The sequence below is a fragment of the Bradyrhizobium sp. USDA 4510 genome, from assembly GCF_054059095.1.
Genome location: NZ_JBSSBT010000001.1, coordinates 7109460 through 7127136 on the forward strand (window position 1 = coordinate 7109460; position 17677 = coordinate 7127136).

Here is a 17677-nt window from a genome sequence, read left to right on the forward strand (position 1 = left end):
AGGAGCGCGGCACGCGCGTCTCGAAGGATGCACGGCCCGGCTGGCGGCCGATTCATCCTTCGAGACGCCGCTTCGCGGCTCCTCAGGATGACGGGAAACGTAGGTTCGCGTCACTGAGCCTCGACGCATCCCTGCATCACCTCATCAATCTCCGCGCGTGACAGCGCACCCATCTCGGCGATGAACACGATGCGCGTGCGCGGCACGCCGGGCGACGGGACGCCGCCCGCAGCCAAGGTCGCGCGGCCGCCGGCGAGTTGAAGCACGGTCAGCCGCCCGGGCTGCTCCACCGTCTCGAACAATCCCTTCGCCCGCGCCAGCTTCGGCGCCAGTCTGCCGATCGCCTGCTGCAAGCGCGGCAGCACGACGGGCCGCTCCGAGGTCCAGCTCAGCGTGTCGAAGCGATCGGACGACGGCCGTCGCGGCGCGGTCTCGCGCGGCGCCGACACATGATCGAGGTCCGCTGGGAACAGCAGCGCGGCCGGCACCTCGCCATGCAAGGCATCGACCACCACGGCCGCCGGACGCACCGCGCGCACGGCGTCGCGGATCGCGGCGCACGCAGCGGCGTCAGTCAGATCGACCTTGCTCAGCGCCACCACATCCGCCGCCCGGAGCTGCGAGCGCAGCAGCGCATCGTTCAGCATCGCCGCAGGCTGCGTCGCGTCGACCACGCACAGCACGGTCTCCAGCGGCGCCTCCTTCCAGATCACGGGATCCATCAGGTTGCGCACGATGTCGGCGGGATCGGCGATCCCGCTGGTCTCGATCACGATGAATTCGGGACGCGGATCACGCCGCAGCAACGTGGCGAGCGTGCGCAGCAGGTCGCCCTCCAGCGTGCAGCAGATGCAGCCATTGCTCAGGCTGACCACGCCGTCGCTGGCGCCGGCGATCAGCTCGGCGTCGATATTGATCGCACCGAAATCGTTGACCACGGCGGCGATGCGCCGCCCTTGCGCATGCGCCAGCAGATGGTTGACGACCGTGGTCTTGCCCGCCCCGAGGAAGCCCGCGACCAGCAGGATCGGGACCGGCACCTCAGCCCCCCGTGATAGGCCGGCGCACCGGCCGGCCGGGACGCGCCGCGACATCGAGCACACCATCGCTGATCAGCGGCTGGCCGCTGACCACGAGATGCCGCACGCCCTCCGCCGGACGATTCATCGCCGAGAAGGTCGCGCGATCGCTCAGCGTCTCGTAGTCGAACACCACAACATCGGCGTCGGCGCCGACCTGCAGCCGGCCCTTGGCCCGCATCGCCGGCGTGCTCGCCGACAGGATCTCGGCCGGGATCAGCGCGCATTTGCGGATGCCCTCGAGCAGCGACACTTTCTTGCGCTCGCGCACCCATTCACGGATGAAGCGGGTGAAGCAGCCGGCCGAGCGCGGATGCGAGGTGGCATCGTCGGGCAGCGGCCAGGCGTCGCCGCTGTAGGGGCGGCCGTCCGACAGCGTCCACGGCATCGCGTCGGAGGCGATCGCGCCGCCCGGATACAGCACCGCCATATCGAGCAGATCGCGATGATGCGCGTTGTTCTCGATGTCGAGCACATGCCACAGCACCAAGGTCGAGGGCTCTTCGGCCTGTGCCGCCAGCAGCTCCTCGCGGCTGCCGAAGCGGTGACCGTCGGTCACGCGCTGCACCGAATCGTAGCCGAGGCCGTTGCGCTCCTCGAATTTCGGATCGCTGAAGAAGGTCGCCGCCAGCACGGTCGAGCCGGTGCCGTAGGGATAGGCCTCCACCGTGATCGGCAGGCCCTGCGCCTGCGCTTTCGCGATCAGCGCGACACAGCGCTCGATATCCGTCTTGCTCGACGAGTTGAAGTGGCAGATGTGCATATGCGCGCCGGTGGCGCCGGCATAGCCGATCAGGCGGATATAGGCTTCCGCCGCGCTCTCGGGATCGATCCGCGACATGTAGGCGACGTGGGTGAAGGTCGGCACCGCATGATCCGCCGCGAGCTGGCACACCGCGGTCAATTCCTGCACGCCGGCGCCCGGCGCATAGGCGTTGAGAATGCCGATGCCGATGCCGCCCTCATTCAGTCCGTTGGCGAGGCGCTCCAGGATGCCGCCGACTTCGCCTTCGGTCGCGACGTTTTCGATCCAGCGGCGATCGCGCATCGCGGCACCAAACGATTCCAGCGAGCTCTCCGAATTCGAGCCGGTCATCGCACCGATGCGCGCGAAGGCCCAGTTGGCGGCGGCGCCGTAGTTCAGCACCCTGCCCTTCTCGGCCTGGCGCTTGTACCAGGATGCGACCGGCAGCACGCCGGCCTCGAGGTCGAGCGAGGTCGTTACCCCGTCGAACGCCTGCATGCGGTCGGCCGGAATGGTCTGGCCATGCGCGTGCAGGTCGATGAAGCCCGGCGCCACCACGAACCCGGTCGCGTCGATCTGCCGTTCGGAACCGCCGAGGCCGGTGCCGACCGCGGCGATCTTGCCGTCGACCACGGCCACATCGCCGATCGCGTCCATCCCGCTGGCCGGATCCACCACCCGGCCGCCGCTGATCACCAAGCCACCCATCTCGCCACTCCCCGCATTCCAAAACCGACCGGTTTCCAGTCGAGCACAGAGAAGCGCATCGCACTGATCGCAGCAAGCCGGCCAGGGTTGTGGCGACATGCTGTGACGGAATATCCGCCGCGCCGTGATGGCGATTGCAGAGTGAGGCCCTTCCTACGTTCCGGTTGCACGCCGCGACGGCAGCCCGCGCCAGAGATCGGGGCCGGGCTTCACGCGGCTCGCCACGAGTTTCGGCGGCGTGCGGTCCCTGGCTATCGCCGCTTCGACCGCACGCTTGAGCCTGACATTGTCGATCTGCGCCAGAAAGCGCCGGATGACAGCATCCTGATCCGTGCCCTGACCGGAGATCGCCGCGCACAGCTCCGCGGTCGTCCTGCGGAAGAAGTGGAAGGCGTCATCGGCCGCGCCGCCCACCCGGTCGACCTCGCCGGCCACACCGAGCGCGTGCATCCGATCGTCGTCGTCGAGCGTCACGGCGAAGCGCAGCACGGCAAGCTGCCAGGCACGGAGCAGCTTGCTCTCCGGTTCGGTCGCATTCTCGCGCATCAGTCGAACACCCCGCGCGCCTGACGTCCTTCGGCTGTCGAGGGAGGTCGGACGCGGCGCGACTATCCTTGCGCGGGAATAGGTTTTCGAGGGGAGCGCGCGCCCGATCGCATAGGAATCGCATAGGCGGAGCGCGCCGAGGCCCAATTCGCTCAGATCCCCTCGAACTGCAGCCGCGCCAGCCGGGCGTAGAGGCCGCCCGCGGCGACCAGTTCGGCGTGGGTGCCCTGCTCGACGATCCTGCCCTGGTCCATCACCAGGATGCGGTCGCAGGACAAGACGGTCGCCAGCCGATGCGCGATCACCAGCGTGGTGCGGTGGCGCATCAACTCCTCCAGCGCGGTCTGCACCAGCGTCTCGCTCTCGGCGTCGAGCGCCGAGGTCGCCTCGTCGAGCAGCAGCAGCGGCGCATCGCGCAGGATCGCGCGCGCGATCGCGATGCGCTGGCGCTGGCCGCCGGACAGCGTCACGCCGCGCTCGCCGAGCTGGGCGTCGAAGCCTTCGGGCAGGCGGCGCAGGAACTCGGTGGCATGGGCGAGATCGGCGGCACGCTCGACCTCGGCGTCGCTGGCATCGGGCCGGCCGAACCGGATGTTCTCGCGGGCGCTTGCGGCGAACACCACGGAATCCTGCGGCACCAGCGCGATGCGCGCGCGCACCTCGGCCGGATCGGCCTGCCGGATCGGCACGCCGTCGAGCGAGATGGTGCCCGATTTCGGATCGTAGAAGCGCAGCAGCAGATGGAACAGCGTGCTCTTGCCGGCGCCGGACGGGCCGACGATCGCGACCTTCTCACCTGACCGGACCGAGAGCGACACTTCATCGACCGCAAGCGCGTTGGGCCGGGTCGGATAGGCGAAGCTGACATTGTCGAAACCGACATCGCCGCGCGCTGGCTGCGGCAGCGCGCGCGGCGACGCGGGCGCCGCGATCTGCGGCCTGACGCGCAAGATCTCGAACAGCCGCTCGGCGGCGCCCGATGCGGCCGAGACCTCGCCCCAGACCTCGCTGAGCTGGCCGAGGCCGCTCGCGGCGAACGCCGTGTAGAGAATGAACTGGCCGAGCCGGCCCGGACTGATGGTTCCGACCAGCACATCGTGCGAGCCGACCCAGAGGATCACGACGACGCTGGCGAACACGATGAAGATGACGATCAGCGTCAGCACCGCGCGCGCTTTGGTCGAGCTGCGCGCGGCTTGATAGGCCTGCTCGACCTCGCCGGCAAAGCGCGTCCTGGCGAGCCGTTCGCCGGTATAGGCCTGCACGGTGCGGATCGCGTTGACCAGTTCGGAGGCATAGGCGCTGGCATCGGCCAGCGTATCTTGGGCGGTGCGCGACAGCCGCCGCACCCAGCGGCCGAACGCCACCAGCGGAATCACGATGATCGGGATCGCGAGCAGCACGAAGCCGGACAGCCGCGGGCTGGTGATCACCATCATCGCGGCGGCGCCGAAGAACAGCATCAGATTGCGCAGCGCAATCGACACCGACGCGCCGACCGCGGACTTGATCTGCGTGGTGTCGGCGGTAAGCCGCGACACCAATTCGCCTGATCGCGCGGAATCGAAGAACGAGGGCGACAGCGAGATCAGATGCGCGAACACGTCGCGCCGGAGATCGGCGACGATGCGTTCGCCGATCGTCATCACGAGGTAATAGCGCGATGCGCTGGCGCAGGCGAGCACCGCGACGACCGCGATCATCACGCTGAAATAGCTGTTGATCATCGCGATGCCTTCGGGCGTGAAGCCCATGTCGATCATCCGCCGCACCGCGACCGGCACGATCAGCGTGGTGATCGCGGCGATCGTCAGCGAGATCAGCGCGAGGATCGCCCGGCCCTTGTAGCGCGCCACATAGGGCGCGAGCGCAAGCAACGGCCGCAACCGGGCACGGCTCTTCGCCGGCTCCGTGATCTGGCTCTCGATGAAGGCTTCCTCATCGAGCAACGCGTCGCGCGGAGGCTGCGGGGCGCCGCGCGGGGTCTCAAGCTGTTCGGCTACGCTCATCAATCTAGACCGGTTCTATCACCCCCCACATAGGCCCGCCGACCCCCGGCTGGCAAATCCGGTAAAGTCCCAATCCGGTGATGGGCTTAGGCCCTTTCTTGGCTTGTTTTGGCGGGCTCCATGGGTTATAGACCCGCGCAAATCCCGTATTCCAGACATCTTGAGACGGGCGCCGGCGCGCCGAAGGAACTGTCATGAAAGCCGATATTCATCCGAATTATCATACGATTAAGGTCGTCATGACCGACGGCACCGAGTACCTGACCCGCTCGACCTGGGGCAAGGAAGGCGACACGCTGAACCTTGACATCGACCCCAAGTCGCACCCGGCCTGGACCGGCGGTACCCAGCAGCTGATGGATCGCGGCGGCCGCGTCTCGCGCTTCCAGAAGAAGTTTTCGGGCTTCCTCAAGAAGGACTAAAGTCCGCTTCGGGATCGCCCCGGCGACCACACGCAAAACGCCCCCGTCTCGGGGGCGTTTTTGTTTTTGGGGGCCGCTCCGGACCGGCGGGCTGAACGGGCCCGCGATCCTCCCGATGCGTCGTCCTGGCAAAGGCCAGGACGACAGCGAATGTGTGGCACGGCCTCCATCCACAATCGTCGCCCCTGCCTAGTGCGCAATTGCGCACGGAAGCAGGGACCCACAACCACAGGGCTGTGTTGTTGAAGAGGGCTGCGGCCCCAGCGTCGCGCAACTACTGTCATTTGTGGTTATGGGTCCCGGGTCAAGCCCGGGACGACACTGAATGTGTGGCTCGACTTTTGGGTCATACATCTGCAAGCAAGCATGGATGGGCTACTTCTTTAAGCGCGCTGCAGTCAGCCGGCGACCTCGCGCAGACTTGCTTCGTAACGCGCGCTCGCCCGTTCGAAGTTGCGGCGCGCTTCTTCGCGGTCGGAGCGGCCCTCTTCAAGCGTCAACGAATCCCATTTGCTCCGTTCCGTGGCGAAAAAATCGCCGCCATAGACGTGGATTGCGCCGCTCAGCCGGTCGATTGGATTGATCACCGAATGGATGATGTCGGTGCCGAGCGGCACGGTATCGCGCACGCACAAGGCCCTGGCGCCGGCAGCCTCGATCCTGTTCGGCTCGCTCGGAATGCGCCGCCAGAAGACGTTGTCCTCACGGCCCCCATAAACGCCGATCACGGCCCACATGTGATGGTCGTGAGGTGGCACGATATAGCCGGGGGGCCACACCACGTTGAGGATGGTCAGCGTCTCGGAATGGAAGAGCGCGCGGCTTTCGGGACGCTGCGGCTCGCCGAGTCCCTTGAATACCGCAGCCGGTTCAGACATCGCGCGGGCAACGACCTCATGAATGGCTCGGTGAGACGGGTCCGCCGCGAACGCTGCGCGGCAGTCGGCAACGAAACGCTCGGTGTCAAACATCGCGATTCCCCTTTTGGACAAATCTCGGCTGGGCCGCGTAAGGATGTCGCGGCTTGCTCAATGTGTCCAATGCATTTATTATCCATCTATTCATGCATTTGGTGCATTGAAAATGGACCTTCGACAGCTGCGCACCTTCGTCGTCGTTGCCGAGGCAGGCGGCTTTGCCGCCGCTCAACAACAGCTGCGTCTGAGCCAGCCGGCGGCCTCTCGCCAGATCCGGGCGCTCGAGGACGAACTCGGGATTCCGTTGTTCGATCGCGTCGGCCGCGGGATCAAACTGACTTCAGAAGGCGAGGATCTGCTACGGCGCGGCCGCCGTCTCCTGCAGGATGCCGAATCGTTCGGCGAGCGTGCCCGCGCGCTGAGAACCGGCAAGGCCGGCGCGCTGCGCGTCGGCTGCAGCACCCAACATATGGAAACGGTGCTCGCCAATTTCCTCCCCCTGTTCCGGCGGAAGCACCCCTCCGTGGTCATCGATTTGATTGAGGATGGTGGTGCCCGCGTTCCGGATCGTCTGCAGCGGGGCGACGTTCATCTCGCGATCATTCCGGCCGCCGACGACGGCTATCACCGCCGGTTGCTGGCTCCCGTCCATATGCTTGCTGCGGTTTCGCCGCGGCATGGCTTCGCAAGCAGGCGGAAGCTGGAGATTGCCGAACTCGCCGAAGAGTCATTGCTGCTCCTGCGGCGGGACTTCGCATCTCGCGGCTGGTTCGATGCCGCCTGCAACGTCGCACACATCAGGCCACGCGTGATCCTCGAAAGCGCAGCGCCTCACACCTTGCTCGCGCTGGCAAAAGGCGGCAACGATGTCGCCATCGTGCCGTCGAATGTCCAGATCCCGTCCGCAGGCGTCCGCGCCTTTCCGCTGATTCACAGGGGCGCCTCGATCGGGCGATGGACTGCGGTGGCTTGGGATCCGCAGCGCTTTCTGGCTCCTTATGCCAAATCCTTTATCGACGAACTCGTCGCCTATTGCGGCCAGCACTATCCGGGACGCGAGTTTGCCAAGCGCGTCTCCCCTCTACCGAGGCCGGAAGAAACAAAGGCGTAGTCGCCTTGCGGGAATTGCCGCGGATGGCCTGCTTCCGGGACCCGCAACGACGACTCAATCACGAACATGAAATGGTAGCTCGCGCCGTCGCGCGGATTCCGACGGCGAACCTAGCGCGGACGTTTCGGTCGCTTGAGTTCGGCGACCTTAAACTTCCCCGCGGCCTGCAGGCTGCTGCAAAGCCACCAGGCCCTGTTTCGGTACTCGCCCAGGAACCATTTGGTCTCGACGCAATCGACGTAGGACTTGTAGGTGAGGTTGTCCCGGCACGTCGACGAGAACGGTCCGTGGGTTTGTCCGCCCGTCGACTCGCTGCACCCGACCCAAGGGTCCTTGCCATGCGGGAGGCTCGATTCGCAGCCACCGTTGCAATTGCTGGCGACTTTCTCCAGCGCGGCAATCCTGCCCAGCACTGAATCCGGCGCCGGCGACGGCGCTCGAGCGGTTGACGACGACGTCTGGGTGGTTCTCGATCTCCGGTGAGATACCCCCGTGGTCACCACCTGTTTCGGACGATTTGGCCTTGCCACTGGCTTCGGCGCCTCGACCGTGATGGAGGGAAGCGGCTTGGCTGGGTCTGTTTGCGACGCTGCCGGACCGCACAGCCAGACAGTTGACAACACGGCGACGGCTGAAGGCGCGACAAGGCTCGACGGCAATCTCATGACATAGCCCTCCCAAATCCGGGACGGAAATGCCGTCCCGACGAGGGCACGGTACCATACAGCCCGAGTTTGGCTACCTAGGGTTGAGGATAAATCTCCCGGTGTCTCACGATCGACGTCGACATGGCGGCGAGAGAACGCCCACCGCTCGCACCGTTCCGGCGTCTAGCCCAAAGCTGAGCTCGAACGGCTCTTGCCGATATTCGCCTTTGACCCGGAGCGGTTACTTGAACGACGCCGACACGCGGCGGGATCGGGTCGATTTTGCAGGCCCACGCCGTTAGGTCAGCGGTTCTGCCCCATGGTCTCTTGTTCAGAAGTTGCTGGCGCCCCCTACTCTCGATCCAGCGGCCATGCTTTGGTCAAAACTGCGTTGAGTGTTTGGCAGGGGTCATCGACTTGGTACGATCGCCCTCCTTCGGGTGACATGGAACCGGGTGCCAGGTCGTTCCCTACCGCATTCTTGAGGTGCCCACCGCAAAGGCTTGTGATGGAACGGGCAAGGTTCGATAAGGCCGGGATTTTCGCTTTTGGCGATGCTCGGAGCGCTGTGACCTACTCGATCGAACTTTTTATCGTCACCGCGATCTACGGGAGCCTTGCGGCCTCCGCACATGTCCTTCCCGCTATCAATCCGACCGCGACACCGCTGTGGCCGCCAACCGGGGTTGCGCTCGCGCTTATGCTGCTGCGTGGCTACCGGATCTGGCCCGCGATCCTGGTGGGCGCCGTCGCGCCTTACCTGATAACCGACCGATCGCTCCTGGAATTTGTCGCCGCCGGGATCGGCACCCTCCTTGCTGCACTGGCCGGGACATGGCTGATCGGACGCTGGTCGAACGGTTGCCAGACGTTTGCCACGCCATCCGGTGTCGCAAAGTTTGCAGGTGTCTCCTTTGCGCCGACCGCGATGATCAGTTCATTCTCCGCCTTGGCCGGATCCATCTTCGTCAACGAACCGAGCTTTCCCGATTCCGTCGCCGCCGGGCTGACCTGGTGGCTTGCCGACGCAGCCGCGATCCTGGTGATTGCTCCGGTCATCGTGCTCTGGGCGATGATGCCCTTACGGATTTCCTCCAGATGGGATCTGTTGGAATCGATCGCAGTTATCGCTCTCGCTGGTCTCATTGGGATCGTAGCCTACAGCCCGCTCATCGGCAGTGACCTCGTCAGCGACGATCTCAACGTGGCGTTGCCGCATCGCAGCCTGCTGGGTTTTCTGGCTTTGCTCCCGTTGATCTGGACCGGTCTGCGCGGCAATCGATGCACCGCGGCTACGGCTGCGCTCATTTTCACCGGAATGGCAGTCTGGGGTTTCGCGTTCGGTAATGATCCGTTTCCGAAAACGGATCCGAACGGAGCATTGTTGTCACTGCTCGTGCTTTCGATCACCGTATCGGCCCCCTCTCTTGCCCTGGCAGCGGCAATCGCCACGCGTCACACCGCGGAAGCCCATCTGCTTTCCGTGCAGGACCAGTTGAACGGTCAACTTGAACGGAACGCTTCGGCGCTCGACAGCATCAGACGGCACTTCCAAACCCTTATCGAAGGCGTCGTCGATTATGCGATTTTTGCGCTTGATAGAGAAGGACACGTTACGAGTTGGAATAGCACCGCTCAAAAGATCATCGGCTACACCTCGGAAGAAATCATCGGCAAGCATTTTGGAATATTCTATCGGCCGGATGAACGCCGCGCGGGTTCGCCGACACACGCGCTGGAGACGGCAATCGAAAGAGGCAAGTACGACGTAGAGGGTTGGCGCATCAGAAAGAATGGTACGCCGTTCTTCATCACCGGCTCGGTCTCGTCGAGCCATGATGACTCAGGAAATCTGATCGGCTTCATCAGTATTCTGCGGGACGCAACCGAGCGACGCGACGCGGAAGAGAAGCTGGTTCAGGCACGCGAACAGCTCGCGATGTCGCAGAAAATGGAGGCAATCGGCAAGCTGACCGGCGGGATTGCACACGACTTCAACAATCTATTGATGATCATCGGAGGCAGCGCCCAGATCTTCACACGCCTGCTTGATCCAAAACTGCCCAAGGCAATTGAAGCCATACAGACCGCGGCCAAACGCGGCGAAAGCCTCACACGCCAATTGTTGACATTCTCTCGTCATCAGCATCTCAGCCCGACGGTCGTCGATCTGAATGCGTCCATCAAGAACATGCGGACCATGATCGAGAGCTCGCTGCGCGGGAACATCGTGTACAATGAGAACGTCGGCGAGGGCGTAGCATCGGTCAAGGTGGACCTCGCCGAGCTGGAACTTGCGATCGTCAACATCGCCGTCAATGCGCGCGATGCAATGCCAAGCGGCGGCACGTTCACCTTATCCGTCCATGCGGTGACTGCGAACCAGGAAACCGGCGGCGATCGCCGCGCAAAGGCTTTCTTTGCGATCGCGCTTGGCGATACCGGCACCGGCATTCCGCCAAACCTGCTGTCCAAGATGTTCGATCCGTTCTTCACGACCAAAGAGGTCGGCAAGGGTACCGGGCTCGGCTTGTCCCAAGTCTATGGTTTCGCGCACCAGGCCGGCGGAACGGTGACGGCGGACAGCAAGGTTGGACAGGGAACAACGATTACAATCTACTTGCCGTCCTGCGCAGACGAGCAGATCACCAGTAAAGAACTGGCCGCTGCCAGAACAAGAGCAAGGCAGCCGCAGCGGCAGACGGTTCTCGTTGTCGACGACAGCCCCGAAGTGGCAGATGTGACTTCCTCGCTGTTCGAGCATCTGGGTTACGACACGATCTATCGAGATTCGGCCGAAGCGGCGCTGAAATTGCTCGACGCCGGTACAAAGATCGATCTCGTCTTCAGCGATATCGTCATGCCCGGGACCATCGATGGCGTCGGGCTCGCGAGAGAAGTCCGGTCGCGATACCCCGGTTTGCCGATCGCCCTTACAACCGGCTACAGCGATGCCGCAAAAGCAGCTCCGCCAAGTCTAAAAATACTCCGCAAGCCGTTCGATACCGACGCACTGAGAGATTTTATCCACGATCTTGCGCCGCCGCGACCACCGCGATCATCCGGCGCGCCCATGACGTCGAACACGACTGAAGCCTCGGGCAGAAATTGACCGGTCGCGCCATTGCAGAAGCAGCTCGTCGCGCAGCTTGGCGAAGCGTTGATCCGCACCATCGCCGCTGATGGACATGACTGCTTCTAGCGATCCTGGAAGGCCAGCCGCGCACCGAGCGCGACCAGGATGCTGCCGCCGATCCGCTGCATGATGCGCCGCGACCTCTTCGAGCGCTGCAGCTTCGACATCACGGCGCTGGCGAAGAACACGCAGACGATATCGACCGCCGAGAAGGTCAGATTGACCGCTGTGCCGAGCAGAAACAGCTGGGCCCAGACCGGCAGGCTGGCCGACGCATCGACGAATTGCGGCAGGAACGCCAGGAAAAAGATCGCCGTCTTCGGATTGAGCACCTCGACGACGATGCTTTGCGCGAAGGCGCGCTCCGCGGAGAGCGGCGCAAGTGTGGGGCGCTTTGCATTGTCGCGGTCGCGGAACAGCGACAGCCCGAGCCAGACCAGATAGGCCGCACCGGCAAGCTTCATCGCCATGAACAACGGCGGCACCGCATGAAACAGCAGCGCGAGGCCGGCCGCCGCGGCGACGACATGGACATAGCCGCCGAGATGCAGCCCGAGCGAGGCCATCAGCCCCGCGCGCCGGCCGCCTGCCAGCGTGCGGGCCGCGGCATACAGCATGGCGGGACCCGGGATCAGCGCGAAGGTCGCGGTCGTGATCGCGAAGGCGAGGTACAATTCCATGTGTGGGCGTCAATCTCTGCAGGGGTCGAGCGGGCGCAACTTCCTCGGCCGTCATTGCGAGCGAAGCGAAGCAATCCATCTGCCCGCATATGCCGATAGATGGATTGCTTCGTCGCTATCGCTCCTCGCAATGACGGTCGGGAATTTGTTCAAGGCGTCTCAGCTCGCCGGAATCATTGCCGCGACCTCGCGATCAGTCGGATTGTCGCTGGCCTCAAGCCCCGCGATCACGCCGGCGCGATCCTCGAGCTTGCGGTTCTGGCTCATCTTCTTCTTGGCATCGATCCGCGTGATTGGCATCCGGAAGCCGACGATCCCGCGCAGCTGCGCCTTGATGAAATCACCAGGCGCGTCACTGACCTGCCAGGCTTCCGGGCGCGAAGTTTCGTGCAGCTCGGTCAACCGGGTCACGACGTCCAGCAGACGATCGGCATTCTCGAAGAACTCGGCCGCGCCATAGGCGTGGACGGCGACGTAATTCCAGGTCGGCACCACTTTGCCGTGCTCGGCCTTGGTCGCATACCAGGACGGCGTCACATAGGCGTCGGGCCCCATGAAGATCGCCATCGCCTCGCCGACCGCGGGCAGCTTCCACTGCGGATTGGGCCGCGCGACGTGACCGTACAGCGTGCCGTAGTCGCCCTCGTTCTCATTGAGGATCAGCGGCAGCGGCGTGCCGATCAGGCCATCTGCGGTTGCGGTGACCAACGTCGCGAGCTTCGAGGCCCGCATCGCGGCGTGGACCGGACCGAGCTCATCCATCCTGAAATGCGGCGGCAGGTACATCGCGGACCTCTTGACAGACCTCATCAATTGCTGCTCGCACCATAGCGCCAAAGTGGCCTATGATAAGGGCCACTTTCGATCAAACTAATTGGTCCACTATGCCCCGCCTGCGCGCCACGATCAGCATCCCTTCGCTCCGGGCCGTCGACCGCGCCGCCGGACAGGTCGGGCGGCAGATCGCGCAGGCCCTGCGCGCCGCGATTGCGAGCGGCGAGCTGAAGGCCGGGGATTTTCTGCCGTCGACGCGCGCGCTGTCGGCCTCGCTCGGCGTCGCGCGCGGCACGGTGACGGAGGCCTTCGAGCAGTTGCTGGCCGAGGGCTATCTGGAATCGCAGGTCGGTGCCGGCACCCGCGTCGCGCCGACGCTTGCCGAGCAGGCACGGCCCGTCGTGGTCAATCGCAAGCCTAACAAATCAGTGCCGATCCGGTTGCCGCCGCGCGCGGCGCGGCTTGCCAAAGTGGCGGCGGCCTTCAGGCCGATGCCGGAGGTCCCGTTTGCGATCGCGGTCCCCGGCGGCGCGGTCGCGCCCGACGACCATTGGCGCCGCCTCGGCAACCGCGTGCGCGCATCGCGCGCTGCGGCGCCGGCGAGCTATGGCGAGCCGCGCGGCCTGATCGAGCTGCGGCAGGCGATCGCCGACTATGTGCGCAAATCCCGCGCGGTGCATTGCGAGCCCGAGCAGGTCGTGATCACGGCCGGCACCCAGCAAGGCCTCTATCTCGCCGGCCGCGTGCTGCTGTCGTCAGGCGATCCTGTCTGGGCCGAGGATCCCGCCTATCCCGGCATGACCGCCGTGCTCGACGATCTCGATCTCGTCACCACGCGCGTTGGCGTCGATGCGCAGGGCATCGACGTCGATGCCGCCACCGCCGCGTGCCCGCACGCACGCGCGGCGTTCGTGACGCCGTCGCATCAATATCCGCTGGGCATGCCGATGAGCATGGCCCGCCGCAATGCGCTGGTGGCGTGGGCGCAACGAAGCAATGCGTGGATCGTCGAGGACGATTACGACAGCGAGCTGCGCTACGCCGGGCATCCCTTCCCGTCGATGCAAGGCCTCGCCCCATCGCGGGTGATCTATTTGGGCACGCTGAGCAAGGTGCTGTTTCCCTCGCTGCGGCTCGGCTATGTCGTGGCGCCTTCGCCGCTGATCGACGCTTTCGCCGGCGCGCGGGCGCTGCTCGACCGGCATTCGCCGACCGCCGACCAGCATGTGCTGGCAGCCTACATGCGCGAGGGGCTGTTCGAAGCGCATATCAGGCGCATTCGCGGCGTCTACGCCGCACGGCGTGCGACGCTGATCGCGGCGCTGACGCACCACATGCCTGGTGACGTCACGCTGCAGCCGAGCGACCAGGGCATGCATCTGCTGTTGTGGCTGCCCCACGACCTCGACGATGTGCAACTGGCAAAATCAGCGCTTGCCGCCGGCATCGTCGTGCGGCCGATCTCGCCGATGTACAAGGCCGCGCCACGCCCCGGCCTGATGCTCGGCTTCGGCGGTTTCGAACCGGAGGAGTTGGAGGCGGCGGCGATCAGGCTGCGGCGCGTGATGGATCAGCACACGTCGCCGCGGCGGACCAGGCCACGCCGCGCGGACGCGTCACACTGATTTGCTGTCCGGATTACTGCTCGAACGCCGCCTTGAGGCGGTTGAGCTGCGGCACCAGCGGGTTGCCGATCGTCGAGCGGTCCGGCGCCGGCGCGTGGATCGTGGTGTCGAGGCGGCGGACGCGCGCCTGCAGATCCATCGAACGGGCGATCAGCTGCTGCAATTGCTCGGGCAGCTTGGTCACCATGTCGGCCGGGCCGGGATCGGCGGCCGACAGCTTCACCTTGGTCTTTTCGCGATTGGCCTGGGTCAGCGTCATCTCGCCTTCCTTGACCGCGCGATGCAGCAGCAGCCAGGAGGCGAGCTGCATCAGCCGCGTGGTCAGGCGCATGCTTTCGGTGGCATAGGTCAGGCTCACGGACCGTTCGAGCGCCTTGGCCTCGGCACGTCCGTCGCCGTCGAGATAGGCGGCGGTCTGCTCGACCAGGTCCATGCCTTCCCGGAACAGCACGCCGAATGCCGCAGAATTGGTCAGCCGCTCACTGAACAGCACAAGCCCGGCTTCGCTCTGGGAACGATCGGCCATGGTTAACGCCCTCACACCACCGTAACGCCCGCTGGCATCTGACGCGCCAGCTTATGATGAACAAATCATTGCGCGGGCGCGCCGAAGAGTCCAGCCGCAACCGGATTTATGGTTTCCAGCCGCTAGGACGCACAAAAAAGAGCCGCCGTTTCCGGCGGCTTTGAAGTTGATAACAGGGAGGCGTCAAACAGAGTGGACAGGAGCCACTCGGTGTCCAAACGAGGACAATGCAGTCATAATCGAGAAAGCTTAACCGATCGTAAATGAACGGATTTCTTGACACTTTGTTTGCCATGTCGGCCATTGACCTAGTTTGGGACAGGCCTCTTCTCATTCCCCTTGAGAGGGGAATGTCGGGATGGGGGTCAACCGCAGGCGACGGCGTATGTGAAGAGAGCTGATCCCCACACGCTTTGCTCTGGCGAGCAAAGCGACCTCCCCTTTTCAAGGGGAGGTGGAGCCGCGTAGCCCGGATGGAGCGCAGCGAAATCCGGGAACGGTCCATCCGCGGATAGCGCGGCTCCCGGATTGCGCTTCGCTTCATCCGGGCTACGACAGAAATGATGGCGCAGCGCTACGACTTGAAGAACGCGTTGGCGGCGTCCTTCGACGCGCGCTTCTTCGTCATCGCCTCTTTCAGGCGATCGACTTCGGCGTTGAGCAGCGCGATGCGCTCCGTCAACTCCTCGACCGACAGCAGCGAGAGATCCTGGCCGATCTCATGGCTGATTTTCTTCCGCGGCCGGTCCTCATCCTCAATCGGCATGTGTCTTCCCCGCGATGCTGATCTGGCGTCCTGCGTCCAGCGATGATAGATATCCGTCCAGAGGAGAATTTTGCAGTGACTTTCGTGTGCGCGCAACATCTGACGCGAATGCCCCGGCCCGACCGCAAGGAGTCTGACCGGACGGGATAGTTGCGCGCCTGCGCGCGAGGCATGAGCCGACCCCAAGCCCTTCCGGTCACGCGGGAGGGCTTTTTGATTTTCCGCTTTGATTCTTGCGGGGTCGGCATCACCGAACGCGAAAGACCTTAATCCATGACCAAGATTCTCATCACCAGCGCGCTGCCCTACGTCAACGGCGTCAAGCATCTCGGCAATCTCGTCGGCTCGCTGCTGCCCGCCGACGTCCACGCCCGCTTCCGCCGGCAGACCGGCTGCGACGTGCTCTTCATCTGCGCGACCGACGAGCACGGCACACCGGCCGAGCTCGGCGCCATCGAGGCCGGACAGGATGTCCGGGCGTTCTGCGACGCACAGCACGCCGTCCAGGCCGACATCTATCGGCGCTTCGGTCTGTCGTTCGATCATTTCGGCCGCACCAGCTCGCCGCACAACCATGCGCTGACTCAGCACTTCTATCGCCGGCTCGATGACGCCGGGCTGATCGAAGCACGCACCTCCCGACAGGTGTTCTCGCCGGCCGACCGGCGCTTCCTGCCAGACCGCTACGTGCTCGGCACCTGTCCGCATTGCGGCGACGCCGGCGCGCGCGGCGATCAATGCGACCATTGCGGCACGCTGCTCGACCCGTCGGACCTCATCGATCCCCGCTCGGCGCTATCCGGCAACCGCGCGCTCGAGATCCGCGACAGCCGTCATCTGTATCTGCGCCAGTCGCAGCTGGTCGACAGCATCGGCGCATGGATCGACAGCCGCACCGGATGGCCGCCCTTCGTGGTGTCGACCGCGAAGGGCTGGCTCAATGCCGAGCTGCGCGACCGCTGCATCACGCGCGATCTCGCCTGGGGCATCGCGGTGCCGCGCGACGGCTTCGACGGCAAGGTGTTCTATGTCTGGTTCGACGCGCCGATCGGCTACATCGCGGCGACGCAGGAATGGGCCGACGCCGCGCCAGGCCGCGACTGGCGGCAATGGTGGTGGCAGGCCGATGACGTCAGCTACATCCAGTTTCTCGGCAAGGACAACATCCCGTTCCACACCGTGAGCTTTCCGGCGACGCTGATCGGCTCCGGCGAACCGTGGAAGACCGCCGATGTGATCAAGGGATTCCACTGGCTGAATTACGAGGGCGGCAAGTTCTCGACCAGCAGGAAGCGCGGCATCTTCACCGATGCGGCGCTGGCGGAATTGCCCGCCGATCTCTGGCGCTGGTGGCTGATCGCCAACGCGCCGGAGAGCGCCGACACCGATTTTGGCGTCGCCAGATTCGTCGCCGACGTGAACAAGGATCTCGCCGATATCTTCGGCAATCTCGCCAACCGCATCATCAGCTTCGCGCATCGCGCCTTCGACGGCCGCATCCCGGATGGTGGCGCTCCCGGCGATGCCGAGCGCCAACTCGCGCTTGAACTGGAGCAGCGCATCGCAGCGCTGCACCGCCATCACACGGCGCTGGAATTTCGCGCAGCGGCGGCCACGACCCGCGCGATCTGGGACACCGCGAACGCTTATCTGCAGCACGCAGCACCCTGGACGGCGATCAAGTCCGATCCGGCACGCGCGGCAGTCATCACCCGCACCGGGCTCAATCTTGTCGCGCTCAGCGCCACGCTGGCGTGGAGCATCGTGCCTGATCTCGCGGCGCGCGTACTTGGCGCGCTCAGTTGCGACGATGTGATCCCGCGCTGGCCCACTGGCCCACTCCTCCCGCTGCTGGATCGCGGCGCGGGCACGCCGGTCGCTAGGCTCGGGCCGCTGGTCGAGAAAATCACGCCTGAGAGAGCCGACCAGCTCACGACGCGGTTCGGGGTTTAATGGCGTTTCGCTTCGGTGGAAAAGGCGGTATGC

At 64.8% G+C, this 17677-nt stretch carries 15 protein-coding genes; 5 read left to right on the forward strand and 10 right to left on the reverse strand.

Annotated elements, in window-relative coordinates; all coding sequences use genetic code 11:
- Window positions 1-110: 110 nt before the first annotated feature.
- The 4 genes from ACVMDN_RS33200 to ACVMDN_RS33215 form a co-directional block, all read right to left on the reverse strand.
- A complete protein-coding gene (locus ACVMDN_RS33200) occupies window positions 111-1040 on the reverse strand; it encodes a CobW family GTP-binding protein (protein ID WP_141340056.1) in 930 nt (309 codons plus the stop codon).
- 1 nt (window position 1041) lies between these two features.
- A complete protein-coding gene (locus tag ACVMDN_RS33205) occupies window positions 1042-2532 on the reverse strand; it encodes an amidohydrolase family protein (RefSeq protein WP_076827367.1) in 1491 nt (496 codons plus the stop codon).
- 153 nt (window positions 2533-2685) lie between these two features.
- Complete coding sequence (locus ACVMDN_RS33210) at window positions 2686-3078, reverse strand: hypothetical protein (RefSeq protein ID WP_244558788.1); 393 nt, start codon at window positions 3076-3078, stop codon at window positions 2686-2688.
- A 152-nt stretch (window positions 3079-3230) separates the two neighbouring features.
- Window positions 3231-5087, reverse strand: coding sequence for an ABC transporter ATP-binding protein/permease (locus ACVMDN_RS33215; RefSeq protein WP_076827363.1), 1857 nt, complete (start codon window positions 5085-5087; stop codon window positions 3231-3233).
- A 194-nt stretch (window positions 5088-5281) separates the two neighbouring features.
- On the opposite strand from ACVMDN_RS33215, the gene rpmE reads away from it, so the two are divergent.
- The gene (gene rpmE, locus ACVMDN_RS33220) at window positions 5282-5509 is read left to right on the forward strand and encodes a 50S ribosomal protein L31 (RefSeq protein WP_016845230.1); all 228 of its coding nucleotides are present in this window, start codon (window positions 5282-5284) and stop codon (window positions 5507-5509) included.
- 398 nt (window positions 5510-5907) lie between these two features.
- On the opposite strand, the gene ACVMDN_RS33225 is transcribed toward rpmE, so the two are convergent.
- Window positions 5908-6387, reverse strand: coding sequence for a hypothetical protein (locus tag ACVMDN_RS33225; RefSeq protein ID WP_456815425.1), 480 nt, complete (start codon window positions 6385-6387; stop codon window positions 5908-5910).
- A gap of 82 nt (window positions 6388-6469) precedes the next feature.
- Between ACVMDN_RS33225 and ACVMDN_RS33230 the strand changes: the two genes are divergently transcribed.
- A complete protein-coding gene (locus tag ACVMDN_RS33230) occupies window positions 6470-7537 on the forward strand; it encodes a LysR family transcriptional regulator (protein WP_141340055.1) in 1068 nt (355 codons plus the stop codon).
- 110 nt (window positions 7538-7647) lie between these two features.
- Here the strand turns inward: ACVMDN_RS33230 and ACVMDN_RS33235 are convergent, their stop codons facing one another.
- A complete protein-coding gene (locus tag ACVMDN_RS33235) occupies window positions 7648-8202 on the reverse strand; it encodes a hypothetical protein (RefSeq protein WP_076827357.1) in 555 nt (184 codons plus the stop codon).
- A gap of 550 nt (window positions 8203-8752) precedes the next feature.
- Between ACVMDN_RS33235 and ACVMDN_RS33240 the strand changes: the two genes are divergently transcribed.
- Window positions 8753-11296, forward strand: a complete 2544-nt coding sequence (locus ACVMDN_RS33240; protein WP_244558787.1) for an MASE1 domain-containing protein — start codon at window positions 8753-8755, stop codon at window positions 11294-11296.
- A gap of 86 nt (window positions 11297-11382) precedes the next feature.
- Here ACVMDN_RS33240 and ACVMDN_RS33245 read toward each other — a convergent pair whose 3' ends face one another.
- Window positions 11383-12000 carry a LysE family translocator gene (locus ACVMDN_RS33245; protein WP_076827353.1) on the reverse strand — a complete coding sequence of 206 codons (618 nt, stop codon included), beginning with the start codon at window positions 11998-12000 and terminating at the stop codon, window positions 11383-11385.
- Between the two features lie 159 nt (window positions 12001-12159).
- Entirely contained in the window at window positions 12160-12786 is a 627-nt protein-coding gene (locus tag ACVMDN_RS33250) for an FMN-binding negative transcriptional regulator (RefSeq protein ID WP_076827351.1), read from the reverse strand.
- 98 nt (window positions 12787-12884) lie between these two features.
- On the opposite strand from ACVMDN_RS33250, the gene pdxR reads away from it, so the two are divergent.
- Window positions 12885-14399, forward strand: a complete 1515-nt coding sequence (gene pdxR, locus ACVMDN_RS33255; RefSeq protein ID WP_076827349.1) for a MocR-like pyridoxine biosynthesis transcription factor PdxR — start codon at window positions 12885-12887, stop codon at window positions 14397-14399.
- 13 nt (window positions 14400-14412) lie between these two features.
- Here the strand turns inward: pdxR and rcdA are convergent, their stop codons facing one another.
- Entirely contained in the window at window positions 14413-14925 is a 513-nt protein-coding gene (rcdA, locus tag ACVMDN_RS33260; protein ID WP_028333674.1) for a protease adaptor protein RcdA, read from the reverse strand.
- Between the two features lie 574 nt (window positions 14926-15499).
- Window positions 15500-15691, reverse strand: coding sequence for a DUF1192 domain-containing protein (locus ACVMDN_RS33265; RefSeq protein WP_016845225.1), 192 nt, complete (start codon window positions 15689-15691; stop codon window positions 15500-15502).
- A 273-nt stretch (window positions 15692-15964) separates the two neighbouring features.
- Here ACVMDN_RS33265 and metG point away from each other — a divergent pair, with 273 nt between their 5' ends.
- Entirely contained in the window at window positions 15965-17644 is a 1680-nt protein-coding gene (gene metG, locus ACVMDN_RS33270) for a methionine--tRNA ligase (RefSeq protein WP_141340054.1), read from the forward strand.
- Window positions 17645-17677 lie beyond the last annotated feature (33 nt).

Coding starts and splice junctions, on each gene's coding strand:
- ACVMDN_RS33205 (WP_076827367.1), bottom strand. CDS start 2,532: ATGGGTGGCTTGGTGATCAGCGGCGGCCGGGTGGTGGATCCGGCCAGC.
- ACVMDN_RS33210 (WP_244558788.1), bottom strand. CDS start 3,078: ATGCGCGAGAATGCGACCGAACCGGAGAGCAAGCTGCTCCGTGCCTGG.
- ACVMDN_RS33215 (WP_076827363.1), bottom strand. CDS start 5,087: ATGAGCGTAGCCGAACAGCTTGAGACCCCGCGCGGCGCCCCGCAGCCT.
- rpmE (WP_016845230.1), top strand. CDS start 5,282: ATGAAAGCCGATATTCATCCGAATTATCATACGATTAAGGTCGTCATG.
- ACVMDN_RS33225 (WP_456815425.1), bottom strand. CDS start 6,387: ATGTCTGAACCGGCTGCGGTATTCAAGGGACTCGGCGAGCCGCAGCGT.
- ACVMDN_RS33235 (WP_076827357.1), bottom strand. CDS start 8,202: ATGAGATTGCCGTCGAGCCTTGTCGCGCCTTCAGCCGTCGCCGTGTTG.
- ACVMDN_RS33245 (WP_076827353.1), bottom strand. CDS start 12,000: ATGGAATTGTACCTCGCCTTCGCGATCACGACCGCGACCTTCGCGCTG.
- ACVMDN_RS33250 (WP_076827351.1), bottom strand. CDS start 12,786: ATGTACCTGCCGCCGCATTTCAGGATGGATGAGCTCGGTCCGGTCCAC.
- pdxR (WP_076827349.1), top strand. CDS start 12,885: ATGCCCCGCCTGCGCGCCACGATCAGCATCCCTTCGCTCCGGGCCGTC.
- rcdA (WP_028333674.1), bottom strand. CDS start 14,925: ATGGCCGATCGTTCCCAGAGCGAAGCCGGGCTTGTGCTGTTCAGTGAG.
- ACVMDN_RS33265 (WP_016845225.1), bottom strand. CDS start 15,691: ATGCCGATTGAGGATGAGGACCGGCCGCGGAAGAAAATCAGCCATGAG.
- metG (WP_141340054.1), top strand. CDS start 15,965: ATGACCAAGATTCTCATCACCAGCGCGCTGCCCTACGTCAACGGCGTC.